Source organism: Nostoc sp. (assembly GCF_036917315.1).
GTDB lineage: Bacteria > Cyanobacteriota > Cyanobacteriia > Cyanobacteriales > Nostocaceae > Nostoc.
Window position 1 is genome coordinate 25,783 of record NZ_JBALDR010000006.1, and the last position, 20,313, is coordinate 46,095.

Sequence of the window (20,313 nt, forward strand, 5' to 3'; positions counted from 1 at the left end):
CTATTTTAGAAAAACTCTAAATTTATTACAAAGTATGTGCGCGTAGCTAGCCGTGCATACTTGTCAAATTAAAGCTGAAACCTTTGAAAACCTAGACTTTGACTCTTTTGTAGTAGTGTGGCAAGGCTAAAATAGTTTTTAAAGCTAAAGGCTCATAGTCGTCTTTAGCTTCAAAAATAAAGTATAATATAATGTGTTGCCACGCTGCTAAGGTGCATTAGCCTGGGCCTTGGGATTGAATTAAGTAATCAAACAAACCTGATATTACGAATTAGTAATTATTTGTTGATAATTTATCCAAGCTTCCCAAAAAATATAAATTGATAGTATTCCTAAGAAGATGCGAAGTACTAAGCTCACAGTATAATCTGGTAGTTTTGGCAATGTGCGAGTACTCATTTGAACGCCTAAAAGACCTCCACATCCCAAAACCATACCTTGAGCAAACAGAATATTTCCCTCTAATGTATGTCCTGTACAGGCAGCTAAAGCAGTGATGACAATCACGCCCAAACTAGTCTGAATTGCTACTTTAATTTCCTCTCCTAGTAGCAGCATTTGCAGTGGTACCATAATCGTACCGCCACCTAAGCCGAATAAACCTGCTAAAATTCCTGCTGCTCCCCCAGTGCCAATTTTAGAAACTAATGGGTTAAATACTGGGGCTGTATCCTCTTTTTCCTGGAAGGACAGTTGCTTGCGAAGCTCAATCAGATAGATGTTAGTAAGTAGTATGATGCCAAATGTAAATAGTATTATATAAGATGGAATTTTATTGGCGAAATATACACCTATTCCAGTAGTTAAAAAAGCTGGAATTCCTAAATAAATTACTCGTTTAAAGTCAAAGTAGCCCATCCACCAATTTTGCAAACTTCCAGAAATTGAAGTAATTACAATAGCAAGGCTACTAGTAGCGATCGCTTGAACGGGAGTATAACCTAGTGTGACTAAAAGAGGAATTGTGATAATACCGCCACCTATTCCTAAAAGTCCAGCTATGACTCCAGATATTAAACCCCCACTCACTAAAATCAACCAACTAAAATCAATCATAAATAATTCTTTTTCTAGAGACTGACTTGGTGTGATTAACCTTGTACTGTCACCGGATGGCTAACAACACCTCCGTAGAGCAATCCAGAGTCATTCCACGGAACTGTACTCGGTTGTGTATTACCTAAATTGTCAGTAGCACGAGCCTGGAGAAAATATTCCCCAGGAAGCGGGTTCCATTCAATGTCCCAGCGTACCCATGCAAATGGAAAATTTGGTTCTCTCAGTCGTGCAAATTGCCAAGTTTTACCACCATCTAGACTGACTTCCACACGGATAATTTTTCCTTTTCCAGACCAAGAACGCCCACGTAGTAAGTGGGTTTTAGCAGAAAGCGTAGCTGGCCAAGCCAACTCGAAAGCGCTCTTAACATTTTGATAGGTAATCAGCTTACCTTTATATGGTGCGATCGCTGGGTAGTCTGCACCAACTAGCACCATTTGCTCCGTTACCCACTGCGTATATATCGGTGTTTCAGAAACCTCAATCCGCTCAATCCATTTAACGTTGGCGTTTCCTCCCCAACCAGGAAATAAGACACGGCATGGCTGACCATGATCTGGAGGTAATGGTTCTCCGTTCATTGCGTAGACGACAAGCGAGTTATCTGCTAATGCTTTGCTAATTGGAACTACACTACTGAACTTAGATTTATTTGTCTCCTTTGAGTCCAACGAATCAACATCTGCACCCTCAACGAGTACATCTTTTGCTGTGGATTTCAGTCCAGCTCGCTCTAATAACATACCAAGTGGTACACCAGTCCACTCAGCCACACCAATAGCCCCAAGTCTCCACCGCGTTCCAGGGAGTGGTATGTTGTAAGCTTCTTCAAAGAAGCGCCGACCGTTAGCAGCACACTCAATGGCACAAGTGATTGAGATGGATGGCATGGCGATGATTTCATCGTAGGTAAACTCACAGGGGGCAGAAACGCCAGTTCCATGAATTTGCAAACGCCATGTAGATGGGTCAAAGAGAGGTGGTGCGCTGCGGTTGTGAACATAGAACCAATCATTTGGTACTAAATAGCCACGCCCATACATCGCTTCCCAGTTCATCTCTAATGTGCCTTTGCTATGAGAGATATACCCTGGTGGCAATGGCTTAAGTATTTTGCTGCCTTTAGTTTTAATAGCTGCCTGACTGGAAGCAGGTGCAGGTTTAGCGAACCCCCCGATGGCTGTGGCGCCAACCATAGTAGCTAGTATTTTCAGAAAGCGCTGGCGCGAAATACCCGCATCTGTACTTTTTTGCCAAATGCACTGTTCAACCCGTGCCTGTAAATAATCCTCTTGCTCAAAGAGGTTTTCATCGCTCAAGCTATTACCCCCTTGTAATTTGTACTTCGTAATTAAGAAACAGAGAATGAAGGAGTAGGCGAGAAGTTGCAGTAAGTCTTTCCCCTCTGCGCCTCTGCCCCTCTGCACTTCTGCTTCTTCCAATGCCCTGAAAAAACTAGCTGTTTATCGCTGTCCAAACACCGGTTATCTGGTCTTGTGTGTAATTGGGCAAATAGTGAGCCAATCCGTTTTTAGCTATTTGAGCGATCGCATTTATAAAGCGATCGCAATCTTCTAATGTATTATATACAGCAAAGCTGGCTCGGATAATACTAGGAATATTACGTGTAATTCCTCTATCTACTTCCCGAGCAATCTCACAGTCTTGCTCGTCTGAAACATTCTTAAGTTTGCGAATATATTCATAAGTGCAGAAAGCCCCAGCCCGAACGCCAATACCATATTCTTGTGCCAGAATCTCTGCTACTAAGCGTCCGTCAAATCCATCAATATCAAAGGGAATAACATGGGCTAAATTATCTCCAGGAATATGTAATTTGACTCCAGAAATCAGCCCAAGCCGTGTATATGTAAATTCAACTAGAGAGTGTTCATACTGAGCAATGCGATCGCGCCCCACTGCTTCGATAATTTCAATCGCCTTGGCAATAGCGATCGCACCCATTGCGTTTGGTGTTCCGGGGTCATGGGCCCGTTCTGTATAAAAACGCTTGATCTCTAAGTTTCTGGTGATATAAGGTAGGTTTCCACCCCCAATTTGATAAGGGTAGGAACTATCAAAAAATTCCTTTGGCCCCAGCAAAACCCCAGTTCCATAAGGGGCATACATCTTGTGTCCTGAGAAAGCCACAAAATCTAAATGACATGGGTCATCATCAGCACGCATATCAACTCGTTCATGCTGAATTAACTGACACACGTCGGCAAAAATCTTCGCGCCATACCGATGTGCTAAAGCTGCAATTTCGTAAATTGGGGGTCTGTAACCTGTAATTGTCGAAGCACCTGTAATAGTTACTAACTTAATTTGCTCGGCTTCGGGGAGATTTTGGTGTGCTTTGAAAATATCTTCAATTTCTGCCACATTTACACTTCCATCCGGCTGGGTTCTGTACTGCACAACTTCGTCTCTAGTAACCCAAGGCAGCAGGTTAGATGAATGCTCAATATCAGAAACTAAGATTTTCCCAGGTTTTTTTGCCCAAAGTGTGGCGGCTCCATTAATTGCTTCTGTTGTATTCTTCGCAAAGATTACATAGTTGTCTGAAGATGACCCAACAAAATCCCGAATGATGTTTCGGCTGGCGTCATATTCTCGTGTAGTGATGATGGATTTTTGCCCAGAACCTCGATGTACGCTGCCATAGGTGTCAAGCATTTCGTCCACGTACTGCTTGAGGGTTGCAAAGGGTGTGGTTGTAGCTCCATTATCCAAGTTAACGTACTTGACATAGTTTCCGTTAAGAGTTTTCACCTTGAAAGATAGAGACTCATCTGTAAATAATGGTCTGATTTCTTTGTCCCAAAAGCTGTCACAATTTTCTACAAGCAGCGGTAATTTAGCAGTCTCTTGCTTGATATTTGCGCCAATTGCAAGTATATCAGTCATCTTTAGCACCCCTATTTTAAATTTTGATTTTTTGGAAAAAGCCTAACTGCCGCAACACTTTATTTCGCGCTACAACCGGATTAATTGTCAGTAATTATGGTCTTTATAATTACTTTATTTCTAGTAGAAAACGCGGTTATTACAATTATTCTTTAATAAAATAATTAAAATTAGTATCCGTGAAAATGCTAAAGTTTAATATTTTTATCGTAAATTAATATACAGTGTAAAAAATACGCTAAGTAATAAAGTATACTTTAAATGATTTTATTCCAGTCATTAAACAAACTTGACATATTGAAGATAAGTAGATCGAAAAGCTTATAACCAATAAAACCTGCAATTGCTTACTGGCAATGTATTTATCGAGAAAAAAGCCCTGACTAAGCTGAGATTACTCTTTAAAAAAGTTTTATATTTTACTTAGACGACTTGTTACGTCTTTATTAAGACTTTATAAGTATTTACTCGTATTTTTCGGGATCTCTTAACATTGCAGTTATAGTGGAAGCTCTTAGTTGTTTACTGACATTAAATAGCGATCGCTTAGGATGAGAGAATTATCATTGAAGAGTAGATACTTGTACGGACATCTATATTTAAGTACTCAATCAGGCATTACAAAATGTATTTCAGGAGACAATCATAATTTATTTCTTAAGACAGATGCGATTATAAAAAATAAAGTATAATCTGAGGCAGTTTTTTCATCTAAAAAACTTCCTCAGCCAGCCAATACAGTTTAATTTTTAATGTATCGGGTTTCTCCTCTCTCTCGCCTATCCTCAAAGGCGGCCAGAGTTCCCCTTCCACCTCTTCTTGACGGGGCAGAGCATCATAGTGTTATAACGGCATCAGTCTAGATACAAAATGGGGAACACCAATTGATGATTAATTGCTGGAGCTTGGAGAGTTAAACTTAGCTTCTAGAGCAAACCCTGATTAGACACAGTTGATAAGCAATGCTAATGCCAGCACTGCTGAATATTTTTAAGCAGGTGAGTCAAGAGTGATGAATGAAGCTGACACCTCAAACAAGGGGGCTGTGATGGAATCCCTAAATTCTGCTAATTCGCCACAATCAGAACAGGCGAGTTGTCCCTTTTACTCAGTTGTGCCTAATGACAATATGACGGTTAAAAAACTGCCACTCCTCATGCCAGCTGAAGATACACAATTTTCACAAGATACCACCCAGCAGGACTGGGTTGCAGAGCCTGAAAGCGGCAAACAAGCACTTATTGACTCGGAATTTCAGAACCTGCTGGCATTGAACGAAGAATTACGTGCGGCTAACAATAATTTGTATGCACAAGTGGAGCAGCTAAAAGACAACCTAGCTGAGTCAGAAAAGGTTTTGCAGTGGCAGAAAACGCGTTCTAGCGTTAGCGAGTCGATGCTCAACCAACACACTCAGGAATTAGCTGCGGCTCAAGAACAGATAAAATCTTTATTTCAACAATTAGAAACTGCCGTACAAACTGTTCAACGTCAGGAAATTTTCACTGATACTTATAAAGCACAGTTACAAATTAGCCAACAACGTCTGGCCCAGTTAGAGCGAGAATGTACGTTGCTACACACTAATAACAACGAACAATCTCAGCAGTTATTGCAGTCCGAAAATGTTTGTCGCGAGTTACGTACTAGACTAATGCGACAACAACGCCAGACGCTGCAATTCAAAGCAGCTTTGGAAAAATGTCTAGATACCTCGGTTCCTAGCTATGACTCCTTAGAGGATGCTGCAAAACATCCTAAAGACATAACTAGTAGCCAAGGAAGATTTTCTAGAAAAGCTCGGTCTTTGTTTCCTAATGCACAGCCAATTCAACCTTGGTCAGCAGAAGAAGAATCATTAAGTAACGATCTTGATAATTCTTGGGGTGAACCCTCAGCACCAATCCCATTCCAAAGAAATGAAGCCTCTGCAACGCCGCCATCATCTCCTTGGAACTGGACAGTTAAAAAAGACACGCCAACACCAACACAACCCGCGCCATCTCCAGAAGTTGATGATTCTCCAGATACAACTGAAGCGGTTTCACCTTCGGGTTCATCAAATTTAGATCGGCAATTAGATAGTCTAATCCAAATGTTTTTCACCTCCCAGCCTGCATCTACATCACCACCACCTCCTGCGAAAACGGATGTTAGTGATGCCCCGATTTGGGAGACTTTAGCAACAATTTTAGAAGACGATGAGGAACTAGAAAATCCACAGGAGGGACATTTGGAGGCAGAAATTAATCCTCCTGCAACTACCTCTACTTCTTGGACGACGGATTCTGTGCTTTCACCAGCCAATAACTTACTGCTTTCCTCTAATCCATCTCACACCGAAACGCCTGTTGGAGAAACTGAAGACTACTGGTCAGAAGTTTCACAATTGTCAGCAAGTGATTTGTCCTCAGAGTTATTAGGTGATAACACCAATGATGACAATTCACCTTCACCAGTAGTTTATCCCCAGCGTCCACCCAAAGGGCGTAAGTCATTGGCATCTGTAGAACTGCCGAATTTTCGCCCCAAGAGTTAGGAATTAGTTGTCATTAGTCATTTGTCCTTAGTCATTTGTCTAATACTAATGACCAATACAACTCTTGGAGAGGCTACACTTCGACTACGCTCTGTTACCACGCCAACGACTACGCGGTAGTTGAATCTCGACTTCGCTCGATTTCCGCGCAGTCGAAACTCAGTACAAGTGACCAATGACTAATGACCAATGACTAATGACTAATTCAGAATCCTTGCTTCTGACTTCGGAATTATGGCTCCTGGGTTGGATTTTGCCACCTGACTTCGCGATCGCGGTTTGCCTGTGGCGATCGCATAATTAATCGCCAACAGCCACAGCCACAAGCCGGGATTCCGGGGTTCTAGCCAAGAACCTATTCGGTTCAAGAAGCGCGGGAACCACGGACTTAATAAAGCACTAACTAGGGCATGACGACCGAAGGTGAAATAACTACCAAGCCATCGCCCTAAATCTCTAGGGCCAGCCAGTTCCCAAATCCATAAAAGCAAGGCAGGATTTTTCCTAGCTGCTTTGAGTGCTAAACGGTTAAAGGTTAACCAATCACACCGATCTTTGATGAAGTTATCTGCTACTTCTGGCGGTTCGTCTGCTAACAGCCCAAAAAAGGTATTGAGCATGGAGTTAATCCGCTGCGGCGGTAAAAATTTTCCAGTGGGCACCATCATGCCTTTGGAAAATAGCCAAGTTACGGAAACGTTGCTTTGGTAGGCGCGAATTTGGTTCAAGTGGCGGAAACTCAACAAGTCATGTTTGAGGGCAGTATCCAACAGCGCTGTTAAGCGCTCTAAGTTGCGAACTAGCGAACCAAAACCGGTGAAAACGAGGGGAGACTGGAGTGATGCCGCATCACCGATCGCAATCAATCGATCGAAGGCAACTGTGCGATCGCGGCTTCCCACACTAAAATGCCCTGGTATATATCCAAATGTCGGCTTCTTCCACACCAATTTGTCCATATCGCACCTGCGATACTCTGGCAAAATTGCGAAAAAGTCTTCGTACATCTCCAGTAAGGAACCGGGATTTTCAGCATTGACTTCGTGGTAATGAAATAAATAAATCGTCAGTTCATCATCTGCTGCGGGAAACAATTCCCAAATCAACTGCCTTCCCCGCGAAATATCTCCATGACTGTAAAGAACGTCCCCATATTGGGAATCCCATACTCCCGGCTCAAATCCGCTCTCAATTGCCGCTCCCACCGTCGGACAGACACTATCAAAGGCACGACCACCGTTTAATTGCCAAGCGATGGGGGACGCGGTTCCCATTGCATCTATTAGCAGTCGTCCACTTACTTGCTTCTCAGTTTGACTGGGCAAGTGCTTGACTTGCAAAACTACCTGTGATATATCAATATCTGCACGGATAAATTCTGTTTCATCCCAAATTTCACCGCCTGCCGCTTGCAATTTTTGCCCACACATTTGGAGCCATTTTTCGGAATCCAAGCCTAAATTTAGGACTGTAGGTGTGTGGAGGACGGGCGATCGCAGTTTGGCTGGATTATTAGCATCAAAAAACTTATTGAATCCGTCTTTGTATTCCCTGGCAATGATGGTTTCTAACTCAGCGGGGGTGACTAAACCCAAGTTAACCAAGCTTTGAATCTCGTCGCGCGAAATATTCCATTCTCGGTTCATCCGCCCAAAGGGCATTCGTTCCACCAGCAAGACTTTATATCCGAGTTTTGCCATCAATGCTGCATGGATTGCACCTAATGCACCGCCAATGTAGATGATGTCGTACTGGGCATGGGACACAAGAGGCTGAGGGGCTGAGGGGCTGAAGGGCTGAGGAGAAAGACTTCCTCCAACTTCTCCCCTGCCCCCCTGCTCCCCTGCTCCCCTACTCCCCTGCTCCCCTGCTCCCCTGCTCCCCGACGAAAACACCACTTGACGCGGCTGCTGCGGATTCCGCACACCTTCGCGCCATCGTTTTTCCCACCAATAGGCACGAGTTAGGTCATATTCACCGTTGGGCATTTTCTGAAAATACTTGACGGTAAGGGGGTAAGTCGAGCCTAGTGCGGCAAATATTGATTGCTGGGATAAATCAATTGCTGGCGGTTCTGGGTAATGATGCGGAAAACGGCTTCTGATTTCCTTGGTCAAGCGTTGCAGAATTTGTCTTTCACCGGGGAAAGGTTGTTCTGCCCAGCGAAACACTTTCAGATAGGTAGTTCGTTGCACCGACCAGACAAATACGGAAAGTTCTGTAGGCAAGTTTTCGGAAAGACTCACTCCAGCAGGTGTAGTTGCACTGGGTATTTGAAGGCGAAAGCCTTCCGAAGTAAGCACTTTTTCTCCATTTCCAGGTTCAAAATCTGTTTGTAACCAACTACGCACAGTTTCTATTTCTGGAGTTGGAACTTCTAAATAAAGGATTTCTTTCATGTTTTCCTGACATCTCCCATCAATCTACTCACTAAGACAGATTTTCTTAAGGCAAAAAGTAGGGTAAACTCCGCCCTATTAGTTTCGTAAAGATTCAGTGAAGAAATTTTAAGAGTTTGTCAAATTTATTGTTCATTTTGTATTTCTGTAAACCCACGCCATGAATTATCCCATTCCAGACAGTCCCCAAGAAATTATTGCCCTACGACAACAGCCGATTGATGAAGAACTAGTTGCCAGTGCGATCGCTGGAGTCATTAAAATTGTCCGCGCTCAGGGTCAATCTTTGGAAGAATTAACCGCTCAGTTGTTAGCAGACGATCCACTGCTGGATCAGCAACAACGTCGCTGGTTAAGCCAATTAGTTGCCCAATCCTGGGAAAAGTTCTCCTAAAACCTTGGATAAGATGAAGTTTTGGTCGCAGCATTAGATTTCTAGGTCTGTACCTAAATGTTGGCGATTGCATTTTCGGTATAGGAGTAATAATAATGGTCAGTATGGGATTGGCAATTGGGTTGCTATTTTTGTGTTCATGGCATAGAAGCCACTAAATTAACCATATCAGCGTTTTACGTTGCTTATGAATTTTACAACGTTCTGAAACGGAAAGACCTCTGCTTTGCGCCAGAGGTCTTTTTTTTGGTAGCAATCTTCATGCTGTTTGAACAACGCCTCGGCAAATAATTTTGTTGAGCGATCGCTAACTAAGTAAGTAAAAATAAATACATTTGAAAGCCTTGACAAGGAATAATCGTAGTCAGCGGCTCTAGCCATTTAAAATCTTATGCAGAGCGATAAATCGCTCACTACGAACAAAAGTTTTATTTTAGATTTAATATATGTCTACCGATTTATCCACCGACGCTCGCTTTCAACCCATCAACCTTTTTGAATACGAAAAGCTAGCAAAAGAATATCTGTCTCAAACGACACTTGATTACTACAGCAGTGGTGCTTGGGACGAAATCACATTGCGAGATAATCGTGCTGCCTTTGAGCGAGTCAAGCTGCGACCTCGGATATTAGTCGATGTGAGCGATCGCAATCTAAGTACCTCTATTTTAGGGCAACCCCTGCAACTACCTTTGTTAATTGCACCGATGGCTTTTCAATGTCTAGCCCATCCAGACGGAGAAGTTGCCACTGCCCTAGCTGCTGCATCAGCTGGTGTGGGTATGGTGTTAAGTACAATGGCAACAAAGAGCATTGAAGAAGTGGCGACTGCATGTAATCAGTTTCCAGATTCTCTGCGGTGGTTCCAGCTTTACATCCATAAAGACCGGGGATTAACTCGTGCTTTGGTAGAAAAAGCCTATAAAGCCGGCTACAAAGCACTTTGTCTAACTGTAGATGCACCCGTTCTCGGACAGCGAGAGAGAGATAGACGTAATGAGTTTGCCTTACCCCAAGACTTACATCTAGCTAATCTTGCTAGTATCTCAGGGCTAGATATTTCTCATGAAAAAGGCGAATCTGGATTATTTACTTACTTTGCCCAACAGCTAAACCCAGCAGTTACTTGGGACGATTTGGAATGGTTGCAATCTTTATCTCCACTACCTTTAATTATCAAAGGAGTTTTACGCCCAGATGATGCTGTGCGGGCTGTAGAATATGGAGCCAAAGCAATTGTTGTTTCCAATCATGGTGGCAGACAACTTGATGGTGTGATCGCTTCTTTAGATGCCCTCGCTGAAATAGTAGCCGCAGTCGATGGTAAAGTAGAAGTGGCCTTGGATGGCGGCATTCGTAGAGGCACAGACATTCTCAAAGCTCTGGCATTAGGGGCAAAAGCAGTACTAATCGGACGACCTATTTTGTGGGGACTAGCGGTAGCCGGGCAAATCGGCGTATCTCATATCATCTCACTACTACAAGATGAGTTAAATGTGGCAATGGCACTTAGCGGCTGTGCCAAAATGCAAGATATTGACCCTAGTTTATTGACCCTGCCACGCTTTAAGTCGGAGAACTGTTAGAAATGTGATTCCAGCAAAACTTTCAGAAATAATTTTCAGACTTGTTACAAAATCTTTTAATTATAGTATACTAGTTAAGGTTAGATACAAGGGCGGGTGGCGGAATTGGTAGACGCACCACACTCAAAATGTGGCGGCCTTACGGTCATAGGAGTTCGATTCTCCTCCTGCCCACTACCAAACAAGTGCTAAAGAGGTTAAAAACTTATGCGCCTGAAAAGATGGGAATCTCCCCGTAAAGAAGGCAGGAATGACAAAGGTAGAGGCGGTTCTGCTAGGAAGCGTCAACTGAAAAAGCAAAGGCAAATGTTACGCCAAAGACTCAAAGAAAGTAACAAACCAGACAATACCAAAAACGAGACAGCAGGGAAAGATAAATTTATCTTTCCCTTATTTTTTGGGCTTTTATTTCAGAAACAAATAAAATTTAGGGATTTTTCAATACAGAGACTAAATTAAATCTGTCTGTAATAAATTTTAAAATCATCATAAAAAATTATTAGCCATTAAAATATACTAATTAATTCAACCTCTTAAGCGCATATTTACGTATAAAAACGGCAGACTAAGTGGCTAGCATTTTACTTATCTACTTAAGTAACAAGTAGTATATACTACTTGTTGTGCAGCATTTCTCTAAGAATTTCTCGCAATTATAATGCTGGGATGAACTAACCAAAAATAAATTATGAAGGAAGTATGAATTTTGTCAAGCAGTGTGTAAACTCCTTAACATAAAACAGTAAGCTAAGACACAGCAGTAAATAATTCTAGTATTACCGATTAAGCCAAAAGTATACTAAAAAGGCAATTGCACCTCCATGTGTTAACTTCCAACAATGACACAAGCCTACAAAAAGTCAGGAGTCATCCAATCCGAATATTAAATCATTGGGATTGGTCTAGGTAATCTATGAATTATTTTCTTGGATACAGGAGTTATTGATGGTGGCGAGAGTGCTTCTACCTATTAAAAAAGTGCTTGATTTTCCTATTACTGCTTTACGGTTTGACGACCAGATACAAACAATAGTGAAGTGGGCGAGTAGGCGTGAGAGTAAAACTATATATGTAGCCAATGTACACATGCTCATTGAAGCCCATTGGAATCCAGAGTTTGCCACCGTATTGCGAAATGCAGATATAGTTACTCCTGATGGTATGCCTCTGGTATGGATGATGCGAAAAATGGGAGCGCTTTACCAAGACCGTGTGGCAGGGATGGATATTTTTCTCGCATTGTGTCAGCTAACTCAAACACAAAATCTGAGTATTTTCTTTGTAGGTTCTCAAACAGAAATTCTGTCTAGGATGCAAAATAGGTTAGAGAAGGAATTTCCGCAGATAAAGATTGCGGCAATGGAACCTCTACCCTTTCGTCCCCTAACTGAAATTGAAGACGAAGCCTTGGTTCAAAAGATCAACTCTAGTGGCGCTAGTGCTGTTTTAGTGTCATTGGGATGTCCCAAACAAGAAAATTGGATAGCTCAACATAAGGGCAAAGTACAAGCTGTAATGATTGGACTGGGTGGAGTTTTCCCAGTTTATGCCGGAATTCATAAGCGGGCACCCCGCATAGTTCGAGACTTAGGACTTGAATGGCTGTATCGATGGATTCAAGAACCGCGCCGACTTTGCGGCCGCTATGCTAAGACTATTCCCCTCTTTATATGGCTGGCTACTAAGCAACTACTATCATCAAGTCGGATTGCAGGGGTCTTTCTTCACGAGACTGGGGATTAAAGAAAAAGAAATAGGTGAGACTGACTTTAGGGCGTCGATCCTCAAGTAAAGCAGATTTTAGATGTGAAGGAAAGAATTTTATGCCTTAAGCATGAAGATTCAAGGGTTCAACCTCAAAATGATGAAAGATTCTAAGTGTAAGGATTCCGACTCATCAATCTCCTGCTGTAAAAACCGATTATCTGAAATCAACTATTAAAGTACTTGACATTAACCCAGGACTAAGTGTTATATTAACCATAGTGAAATTGTTGGGGCGTCGCCAAGTGGTAAGGCAGCGGGTTTTGGTCTCGCCATCCCTGGGTTCGAATCCTAGCGCCCCAGTTAATCTGAAGACAGGCGTAATAGCCTGTCTTTTAGAGTATTTAATTGCATTTTTAAGATGTGTCTCAATGCATCTAATTCTGTAAATGTTACTTATCAGGAGATTTGAGAGCTTGATCTAGAGTCTGCCGAGCCAGTTCTGCTTTAGATCGCGCTTCTTGGTAACGCACATTAGCTTGAGCAAAATTTTTGAGAACTTTAAAACCTTCCTTGAGTCGAGTAATTTCCTCTTCTGTCACCGAGTCATCAGTAAACAGAATATCAACAGCTTTGCGAATTTCCAAGGCTTCAGATCGTGACTCCTGAACTTTCAGCTTGAGCGTCGCCAAGTTACTCAGAATCTGGACAGCTTGTGTAATACTATCCTCACCACTAGCAGTATCAATAGTTGACTCTTTTACCTCAATTAATTGTTGAGGGCCAAATCCTTCTTCCAGTTCCGTGGGTAGCTTACCTGCATCCATCAGTTCCATTAGCTGATCCATTGCTTTATCACGAGCTTTGGCTGAATCTTTTCCAGAAACAGTAAGGATAATTTCTGGGCTTTGAGCGAGAGTGTATTGAACCATATTTGAGTAGAAAATTTGCTGATTTAACCAAGCTGAGGAGAGTAATTATATCATTTTGCGTGTCAGATCATTTGTTGATTGTCTAGTCAATTAAAGAGTTGAAGACCGAACGTCAACACTTTGAATTTTGAATTGTTACCTCTACCCCTGCTAAGTCGCTCAAAATAAAACTTTATACTTAAGAAAAGGAATAATTTTCAATAGGAGGGGAGAGCAATGGCTCCCAGTCCCACCATCATGCAGGCTGTGGAACAACTGGGCTACCGTGTCACCGTTGGTGATGTGGCAACTCAGGCAGGATTGAACGTCGCTGAAGCTAATCAAAGCTTGTTAGCCCTAGCATCTGATGCTGGCGGACATTTACAGGTAGCGGATTCAGGTGATATAGTTTTCCTTTTTCCACAAAATTTTCGAGCAATTTTGCGTAATAAATACTTCCGGCTACGATTGCAGGAATGGTGGAAAAAAGTCTGGAGTGTTCTGTTTTACCTGATTCGCATTTCTTTTGGAATTTTCTTAACTGTTTCCATCGCCCTGATAACTGTTACCATCTTCATTATCATTACCTCTATCAATTCAGACCGTGACGGTGACAATCGGGGCAGTAATTCCGGGGGTGGGGGGTTCTTCTATTTTCCAAATTTATTTTGGTATCTTAGCCCAAATTATGACACCCACTACCAAGAACGGCGACGTGAAAGCCGGGAAGAAAGCAATCTGAATTTCTTTGAAGCCGTGTTTTCGTTTTTGTTTGGTGATGGTAATCCTAACGCCAACTTAGAAGAACGTCGCTGGCAAGAAATTGCTACGGTGATTCGCAGTAATCGTGGTGCAGTGGTAGCAGAACAAATTGCCCCATATTTGGATGATATTGGCGAGGGATACACAAGAGAGTACGAAGATTATATGCTGCCCGTTCTGACGCGATTCAATGGGCAACCATCAGTCAGTCCAGAAGGGCAAATTGTTTATTACTTCCCAGAGTTGCAGGTGAGTGCAGTTAAAAAGCACCGTTATGCAATATCAGATCGCTTAGAGGAATTTCCCTGGCGTTTTAGCGCCGCAAGTTCCGGGCAAATTATGCTGAGTGCTGGGTTAGGTGTACTAAATTTTGTTGGTGCTTTAGTACTGGGAAGTTTGTTGAGAGATGGCACTGTTGCCGTCCAATTAGGTGGACTGGTAGCTTTTGTACAAGGAATTTATTGGCTGCTATTGGCTTACGGAGCAGGTTTTTTAGGCATACCGCTATTGCGTTATTTCTGGATTCGGTGGCGTAATCGGAAGATTGTCGATCGCAACCGCGATCGCCTTTCCAGAGCAAGATTATTAGCAAGTCCTGATGCACCTTTGCAACAAAAAATCAACTATGCCCAACAATTTGCAACAGAAAAAGTCATTGGCAATGAAGATTTAGTGTATTCTAGCGAAACTGACTTACTCGACCAAGAAGTTGAACGTTCTGCACAAATTGACGCTGAATGGCAACGGCGCTTAGAACGGGGGAGTGGGGAATAGGAAGCAGAGGGGCAGGGGGAGAAGAATTAATAATCAGTCCTCAATGCCTAATCCCCAATGCCCAATGCCCAATCCCTGATTACTTCGCTTGAATTGGTGTTAGAGCTACACCTTGATAATAATGTCCCAAAATTTGCAGGTGGTTTACTCCTTGCCGAGCCAGATTGTACGCCCCCCACTGACTCATGCCTAAAGCATGACCGTAGCCAAGCCCTTGCAGTACAAAACTACCATCGGCCCCCTTGGTGACGCTAAATTTGGTACTTTTTAACTTGAGGGCTGTTCGCACTTCCTCGCCCTGTAGCACCTTCGTGCCCCTATTGCCGACAATTTTTAAAACTTTAACACTGCGGAAAGGTGAGTATGTCTCTGGAATCATCGCCGTTACACTGCCCACCTCTGGAAATTTAGCGCTAATTTCACTGGGCGAGAAGGTCTTCACCCAATTACACTCGCGGATGTTTTGATCGTAGTCTTGAACAGCACGTAGATAAGGTTCGCTACTTCCCCAAACATCTTCTACGTTTTCAGTGTGTCCCCCAGAACAAGCGTGGAAGACTGAGAGAATAATCCGGTTTTTGTAAGTTAGTACCTGCCCTAGAGTAGAATCCACTGCGGCGTAAGTAGCAGGAGATTCACTGATGACACCTTTGTAAATTTGCCAGCGATCGGGAGTATTGCCTAAATCGTAAACGGGATTATTACGTTGTTTTTCTCGTTCGTAGAGGGCGTAAGTGCGGGCTGCGATCGCTTGGGCTTTTAGTGCTTCTTGGGGCCAGCTAGCATCCATTTCGCCACCGAGAACGCTGTAGAGATATTCTTGATCGTCAACCCAGTTAACAGCCGTTAAGCCTTTTTCTGTGGGGACAACCAGAGTTCTGCCTCGATACCAGCGATCGCCAATATAAACAAATCCTTTACCAGTTGGCTCAATCCAAAATAAACCAGACTGCCACTTATCTAAAGCAACTCCGCCAGGAACTGCTTGGGCATAATATGCACTCATTGCTGGCAACTGTCCAAGAGTCCGGCCAGTACTATCCTTAACGATGCCAGTGGTGGAACTACCCACTTTTACCTGATTAACGCCCCTCTCAATTGCCACGCGTAGGATTACAGACGCTTGGGCTGGGGCAACCAAAGCTATCCACAAAAAGATACTAACCCACCAATAACGTACTTTAATCTGAGAAAATAAAGAGCCTAAGTAAAGTTGGAATTTCATACCGATCATCTAATCACACTAGTATCTAATTGACGCTCTGGATTATGGCGTCTACTACTTTAAGATGAGACAGTTCTCCAACGCAGGAGGTTGCCACCTCCTACTAATTATGCATTTTGTTTTAGCTATAAGGTAGAAATCAGAAATTAGGGAAAGTGAATCGTCCAAATCTGACGGTTGTGAAAGAGAAACTTTTATTCTTCGATTTACGATGCCAATACCTTTTGAGAATTGCTCGCTTCATTAGCGATAATTCCAATTAAATTCAACTTACTCAAAATTTCTGTTGCTTGAGTCAGTTCAGTTCGAGTCACTTTCCCCATTCGCTCTACCATGACAATACCACTGCAAAAAGATGCCACAATCCTGGCATCAACCGTGCCTAAAATAGATGGAGAATCTATTAGTACTAGGTCATAATTTTGTTCAAACACCTCTATTAGTTCTTTCATCCGTTGAGAACTGAGCAACTTCACTGTGTCTTCTGGTTCTGGCCCAGCAGTCAAAATATCAATAGAGGGGTGAATGGGCTGGATGTAATCTTGAAAATGAGTAGTTGTCTCATCAACTAATAATAGAGATAGTCCCCAATCATTGGATAGTTCCAGGATTTTGTGCAAGCTAGGATTATGTAGATTAGCGTCAATTACCAATACCCGTCTATGCATTCGGGCCGCGCTAGCTACAAGCCCTAATACTAATGTTGTCTTTCCTTCCCCTGGTAGTGCGGAAGTAAACATCAGCGACTTGAACGGTAAGGGATATTTTAATATTTGAATATTTTGGTAGATCATATCCAAAGTTTCATGGACGGGCAATTTATTACTGGCTTCTATTACAGAAGAATCTGAGCTGATTCTGACATTCCAAGGCAGCCCCATACGCCGCTTTTTGATGCCACATGATGGTAATTTTGGTACCGATCCCAATACACGTAGATTCGTCAGTTTCTTTAAATCTCCGGCACAATAAATAGCGTCATTAAACTTTTCCAAAATCAGGGCTGTGAAAATACCTAAAATCGGCCCAATTACTGCTCCTCCAACCAAAAAGAATAATCTGTTATTACCCATATAAATACCCGGAGAAGGTTCTGCCAAAACTTGCCAGTTATATCCTTCCTGAGAAATTCTCAGTCCTAATGACTGTTGCACCTGGAGTAGTTGTTCAAGGTTTTTGCGGCTAATTTCTACCTTTGACAGTAGACGATTATACTCTGCTATTAAACTTGGGTATTTGTTTAGCTCAGAGTGTAGTTGCTGTTCTGACTCGACTAGATTTTTTTCGTTGGCGGTTAGTCCTAAAACACTTGTCTGTACTAAAACAAACTCATCTAATAGCGTTGGATCGACCCCTAACATTTGTCCTTTGAATAGGGGTTTTTCCTTACTAGTATTACTAATAGTTTTCACTTCTTCTCGTAAGAGGGAAAGTTGACTTTGGCGTTGCTGTTTTAATTTTTGTACCGATGGATAATCATCTGTGTAGCGGAGCCGCTCCTTAGCCAATGCTAGTTCAGTCTTTTGAATTTCACTTAATAATGCTTGATAGCGGCTTGACTGATTTAAACGAGAAGAAAGTAGTGTATTCTGCTGGGACGAAGACGCTATTAGTTGCTCTAGATTATCGTAGCGAGCGTTTACATCTTGAAGGTTGGCACGAGTGGTTTGCAGCTGTTGTTGAATATCGGCTAGAGATTCTAGCAGAATTTTGCTTTGGACTTCGGGATCGAGTAATTTATGCTTTTTGCGAAACTGTTCTAAGTTTTTCTCAGCTTTACTTACCTCTTTTTTTATCTCAGGTAGACGAGTGTTTACAAAAGCTAATCCCTGATTCAGACGTTCTTTTTGCTGCTGTTTGTTGTAGTTTTGATAAACTTTCTGTAGCGCTTGAAGTACTCTTTGTGCTTTGACTGGATCGTCATCATGAAAAGAAACTTTAAATGCCTGATTAAAAACTTTATTTGCTCCTATCCCTCCCGCTTCTGGAGTTACTTCTAAAGGTGCTTTTCTGTTATGTTCTTTTTGACCATTGATGTCTTGTAAAGTTAGATTGGGATAATCAGAATGTAGTAAATCTACAGCTTTCTGAAGCAACTTAGAACTCAGCATGAGTTTCATCTGAGTAGTGGAATCAACAACTTGAGAATTTGAATCAGTAACCTGAGTATTTGACTGCGCCCCTTCAGATAAATTGGAATTCACCAATATCTGCATATTGCTCTGGTAAGTAGGTTTGGCCATGACAGCCAAGAGGCTAGCAGCTGACATAACTACACAGGAAACTCCAAAGATCAGAAAGCGTCGGCGAAGCAAAATAGTAGATAGTTGTCTGATGTCAACTGCGCTTTGTGCTGAAGTAGTAACCTGTTGCTTTTGATTCAGACTAGTCTTAGCCACTATTAAACTCCTCTAATATCGAAACACTATATTTATTTGGAAGATTTATGATAAATATGAAATGATTTTTTTTACACCTAATAGCTGCGATCGCATACTTAATTCTTCTTCCAACAATGACAAGCTAATTTGGCATAATATTATGCCAACTGGCGCTTTCATGTTCATCAATTCATGCATATAAATTCTTAATCAGTGCTGGAAGTATAAATTTTTAATAAATATTTTATTTAAGGAATAAAAATCTTGACGAAAAATTAATGATTTTTTCTAAGTATTTGAGTATCAAATTATTCGATTCACAATCTTACTATATATATTCAAGTTATTTTGATAACTTGTAATATAAAAAACACATTGATAAAAATATTTAAACCATATTATTTGTATATTCTTGATACATTTAGTTAACCGTAAATTGTTGGTTAAATAGTTGACTTACTCGAAAAACAAAGCTACTGTTTATTTGCTTGATCTTATGATTGAGACTATTAAAATCTAAGATAGAACCTGGTTAATTTTAGATTTTAGATTAGAAGCGTTCAATAGGAAATCTAAAATCTAAAATCGTTCAACTGAGCGTAGCCGTACTCCTGCCCTACGGGACGATATGCGTAGCGTTCCGCAGGAAAGTCCAAAATTTAAACGCCTACCTTGGTTAACTCTATTTCCCGTCGTCTAGGTACTTCATGAATCATAAAATCGTAAGCCATATCAGTACGGGGAAAAATAGCACGAGCTTCCTTGAGAAGATCCTTTAACTCCAAGGTATTTCCGGGAGCATAGCGGGGACTGAAATGACTCATAATCAGCCGACGTGCCCCAGCAGCTAAAGCTGTTTGCGCAGCCATTGTCGTTGTAGAATGCAACCGCTGGAAAGCCATATCTGCATCTTGATGGGCAAAGGTTGCTTCGTGAATTAATACATCTGCATCATGAGCTAATTGCACTGCACCATCACAATAAATTGTGTCTGTACAATAGGCAACCTTTCGACCAATCTCTGTAGGGCCGCACAATTGCGTGCCATCAATCACTCGTCCATCCGTAAGGGTAACTGTTTCACCGCGCTTGAGTTGACCGTAAACCCGACCAGGAGGAATTTGCAACGCCTTGGCTTTTTCCACATCAAAGCGTCCGGCTCGGTCTTTTTCGGCTACGCGGTAGCCAAAAGCTGTAATCCGATGATGCAAATTACCACAGCTAACGGTGAAGTCATCGTCTTCATAAATTACCCCTGGACGGATGGCGTGAACTTTGATCGGGTAAGAAAAATGCGTGTAGGAATAACGTGAGGCGGATTGAATGTAATCATTTAATCCAGGTGGGCCATAGATATCAATTCGTTCCACATTGCCAGCCAAGCCGCAAGTAGCAAGAAGTCCCATCAAGCCAAAGATATGGTCGCCGTGCATGTGGGTGATAAAAATTCGGGAGAGTTGACTCATTTTGAGTTCACTCCGCATAATTTGATGCTGAGTACCTTCGCCACAGTCAAATAACCATAGCTCTGCCCTTTGGGGTAATCTCAGAGCGACACTGGAAACATTGCGCGATCGCGTGGGTACACCGGAACTCGTCCCTAAGAATGTTATCTGCACAGTGTTCTTTAGTCTTCCTATTGCTCAATTTGCAGCTCTATTTTCTATAG

The 20,313-nt window shown here is 42.1% G+C and carries 15 protein-coding genes and 2 tRNA genes; 8 read left to right on the top strand and 9 right to left on the bottom strand.

Annotation, left to right across the window (positions count from 1 at the left end; translation table 11 throughout):
• Positions 1 to 264: 264 nt before the first annotated feature.
• Genes V7K84_RS02605 through V7K84_RS02615 form a run of 3 tightly spaced genes read right to left on the bottom strand, consistent with a single transcriptional unit; the run spans position 265 to position 3,969 of the window.
• Positions 265 to 1,056 carry a sulfite exporter TauE/SafE family protein gene (locus V7K84_RS02605; RefSeq protein WP_334836119.1) on the bottom strand — a complete coding sequence of 264 codons (792 nt, stop codon included), beginning with the start codon at positions 1,054 to 1,056 and terminating at the stop codon, positions 265 to 267.
• Positions 1,057 to 1,091: 35 nt separating this feature from the next.
• Positions 1,092 to 2,501, bottom strand: coding sequence for a sulfite oxidase (locus V7K84_RS02610; protein ID WP_334836120.1), 1,410 nt, complete (start codon positions 2,499 to 2,501; stop codon positions 1,092 to 1,094).
• 13 nt (positions 2,502 to 2,514) lie between these two features.
• Positions 2,515 to 3,969 carry an aminotransferase class V-fold PLP-dependent enzyme gene (locus tag V7K84_RS02615; protein WP_334836122.1) on the bottom strand — a complete coding sequence of 485 codons (1,455 nt, stop codon included), beginning with the start codon at positions 3,967 to 3,969 and terminating at the stop codon, positions 2,515 to 2,517.
• A gap of 1,012 nt (positions 3,970 to 4,981) precedes the next feature.
• Here V7K84_RS02615 and V7K84_RS02620 point away from each other — a divergent pair.
• Entirely contained in the window at positions 4,982 to 6,508 is a 1,527-nt protein-coding gene (locus tag V7K84_RS02620; protein ID WP_334836124.1) for a hypothetical protein, read from the top strand.
• A gap of 200 nt (positions 6,509 to 6,708) precedes the next feature.
• Here V7K84_RS02620 and V7K84_RS02625 read toward each other — a convergent pair whose 3' ends face one another.
• The gene (locus tag V7K84_RS02625) at positions 6,709 to 8,907 is read right to left on the bottom strand and encodes an NAD(P)/FAD-dependent oxidoreductase (protein ID WP_334836126.1); all 2,199 of its coding nucleotides are present in this window, start codon (positions 8,905 to 8,907) and stop codon (positions 6,709 to 6,711) included.
• Positions 8,908 to 9,067: 160 nt separating this feature from the next.
• Between V7K84_RS02625 and V7K84_RS02630 the strand changes: the two genes are divergently transcribed.
• Positions 9,068 to 9,301 carry a hypothetical protein gene (locus V7K84_RS02630; RefSeq protein ID WP_094349603.1) on the top strand — a complete coding sequence of 78 codons (234 nt, stop codon included), beginning with the start codon at positions 9,068 to 9,070 and terminating at the stop codon, positions 9,299 to 9,301.
• Between the two features lie 168 nt (positions 9,302 to 9,469).
• Here the strand turns inward: V7K84_RS02630 and V7K84_RS02635 are convergent, their stop codons facing one another.
• The gene (locus tag V7K84_RS02635) at positions 9,470 to 9,682 is read right to left on the bottom strand and encodes a hypothetical protein (protein WP_334836128.1); all 213 of its coding nucleotides are present in this window, start codon (positions 9,680 to 9,682) and stop codon (positions 9,470 to 9,472) included.
• A 65-nt stretch (positions 9,683 to 9,747) separates the two neighbouring features.
• Here V7K84_RS02635 and V7K84_RS02640 point away from each other — a divergent pair, with 65 nt between their 5' ends.
• The 5 genes from V7K84_RS02640 to V7K84_RS02660 all read left to right on the top strand — a co-directional run bounded on the left by V7K84_RS02640 (position 9,748) and on the right by V7K84_RS02660 (position 12,954).
• Positions 9,748 to 10,887 carry an alpha-hydroxy acid oxidase gene (locus V7K84_RS02640; protein ID WP_334836130.1) on the top strand — a complete coding sequence of 380 codons (1,140 nt, stop codon included), beginning with the start codon at positions 9,748 to 9,750 and terminating at the stop codon, positions 10,885 to 10,887.
• 90 nt (positions 10,888 to 10,977) lie between these two features.
• Positions 10,978 to 11,061, top strand: a tRNA-Leu gene (locus V7K84_RS02645).
• A 33-nt stretch (positions 11,062 to 11,094) separates the two neighbouring features.
• Positions 11,095 to 11,346 (top strand): hypothetical protein, encoded by a 252-nt coding sequence (locus V7K84_RS02650; protein WP_334836132.1) that lies wholly within the window; start codon positions 11,095 to 11,097, stop codon positions 11,344 to 11,346.
• Positions 11,347 to 11,832: 486 nt separating this feature from the next.
• A complete protein-coding gene (locus V7K84_RS02655) occupies positions 11,833 to 12,630 on the top strand; it encodes a WecB/TagA/CpsF family glycosyltransferase (RefSeq protein ID WP_334836134.1) in 798 nt (265 codons plus the stop codon).
• 252 nt (positions 12,631 to 12,882) lie between these two features.
• Positions 12,883 to 12,954: transfer RNA gene (locus tag V7K84_RS02660), tRNA-Gln, on the top strand.
• Positions 12,955 to 13,043: 89 nt separating this feature from the next.
• Here the strand turns inward: V7K84_RS02660 and V7K84_RS02665 are convergent.
• On the bottom strand, positions 13,044 to 13,523 hold the full coding sequence (locus V7K84_RS02665) for a hypothetical protein (RefSeq protein ID WP_094349606.1): 480 nt from the start codon (positions 13,521 to 13,523) through the stop codon (positions 13,044 to 13,046).
• Between the two features lie 216 nt (positions 13,524 to 13,739).
• Between V7K84_RS02665 and V7K84_RS02670 the strand changes: the two genes are divergently transcribed.
• The gene (locus V7K84_RS02670) at positions 13,740 to 15,038 is read left to right on the top strand and encodes a hypothetical protein (RefSeq protein WP_334836137.1); all 1,299 of its coding nucleotides are present in this window, start codon (positions 13,740 to 13,742) and stop codon (positions 15,036 to 15,038) included.
• 79 nt (positions 15,039 to 15,117) lie between these two features.
• Here V7K84_RS02670 and V7K84_RS02675 read toward each other — a convergent pair whose 3' ends face one another.
• The 3 genes from V7K84_RS02675 to V7K84_RS02685 all read right to left on the bottom strand — a co-directional run bounded on the left by V7K84_RS02675 (position 15,118) and on the right by V7K84_RS02685 (position 20,263).
• Positions 15,118 to 16,263, bottom strand: coding sequence for a SpoIID/LytB domain-containing protein (locus tag V7K84_RS02675; RefSeq protein ID WP_334836139.1), 1,146 nt, complete (start codon positions 16,261 to 16,263; stop codon positions 15,118 to 15,120).
• A gap of 206 nt (positions 16,264 to 16,469) precedes the next feature.
• A complete protein-coding gene (locus V7K84_RS02680) occupies positions 16,470 to 18,662 on the bottom strand; it encodes a GumC family protein (RefSeq protein WP_334836141.1) in 2,193 nt (730 codons plus the stop codon).
• Positions 18,663 to 19,303: 641 nt separating this feature from the next.
• The gene (locus V7K84_RS02685) at positions 19,304 to 20,263 is read right to left on the bottom strand and encodes a ribonuclease Z (RefSeq protein WP_334836143.1); all 960 of its coding nucleotides are present in this window, start codon (positions 20,261 to 20,263) and stop codon (positions 19,304 to 19,306) included.
• Positions 20,264 to 20,313 lie beyond the last annotated feature (50 nt).

What these genes read in the sequence shown, in the direction of transcription:
- V7K84_RS02640 (WP_334836130.1), top strand. Translation starts at nt 9,748, where the DNA reads ATGTCTACCGATTTATCCACCGACGCTCGCTTTCAACCCATCAACCTT.
- V7K84_RS02605 (WP_334836119.1), bottom strand. Translation starts at nt 1,056, where the DNA reads ATGATTGATTTTAGTTGGTTGATTTTAGTGAGTGGGGGTTTAATATCT.
- V7K84_RS02630 (WP_094349603.1), top strand. Translation starts at nt 9,068, where the DNA reads ATGAATTATCCCATTCCAGACAGTCCCCAAGAAATTATTGCCCTACGA.
- V7K84_RS02650 (WP_334836132.1), top strand. Translation starts at nt 11,095, where the DNA reads ATGCGCCTGAAAAGATGGGAATCTCCCCGTAAAGAAGGCAGGAATGAC.
- V7K84_RS02620 (WP_334836124.1), top strand. Translation starts at nt 4,982, where the DNA reads ATGAATGAAGCTGACACCTCAAACAAGGGGGCTGTGATGGAATCCCTA.
- V7K84_RS02665 (WP_094349606.1), bottom strand. Translation starts at nt 13,523, where the DNA reads ATGGTTCAATACACTCTCGCTCAAAGCCCAGAAATTATCCTTACTGTT.
- V7K84_RS02655 (WP_334836134.1), top strand. Translation starts at nt 11,833, where the DNA reads ATGGTGGCGAGAGTGCTTCTACCTATTAAAAAAGTGCTTGATTTTCCT.
- V7K84_RS02625 (WP_334836126.1), bottom strand. Translation starts at nt 8,907, where the DNA reads ATGAAAGAAATCCTTTATTTAGAAGTTCCAACTCCAGAAATAGAAACT.
- V7K84_RS02670 (WP_334836137.1), top strand. Translation starts at nt 13,740, where the DNA reads ATGGCTCCCAGTCCCACCATCATGCAGGCTGTGGAACAACTGGGCTAC.
- V7K84_RS02675 (WP_334836139.1), bottom strand. Translation starts at nt 16,263, where the DNA reads ATGAAATTCCAACTTTACTTAGGCTCTTTATTTTCTCAGATTAAAGTA.
- V7K84_RS02615 (WP_334836122.1), bottom strand. Translation starts at nt 3,969, where the DNA reads ATGACTGATATACTTGCAATTGGCGCAAATATCAAGCAAGAGACTGCT.
- V7K84_RS02635 (WP_334836128.1), bottom strand. Translation starts at nt 9,682, where the DNA reads ATGGCTAGAGCCGCTGACTACGATTATTCCTTGTCAAGGCTTTCAAAT.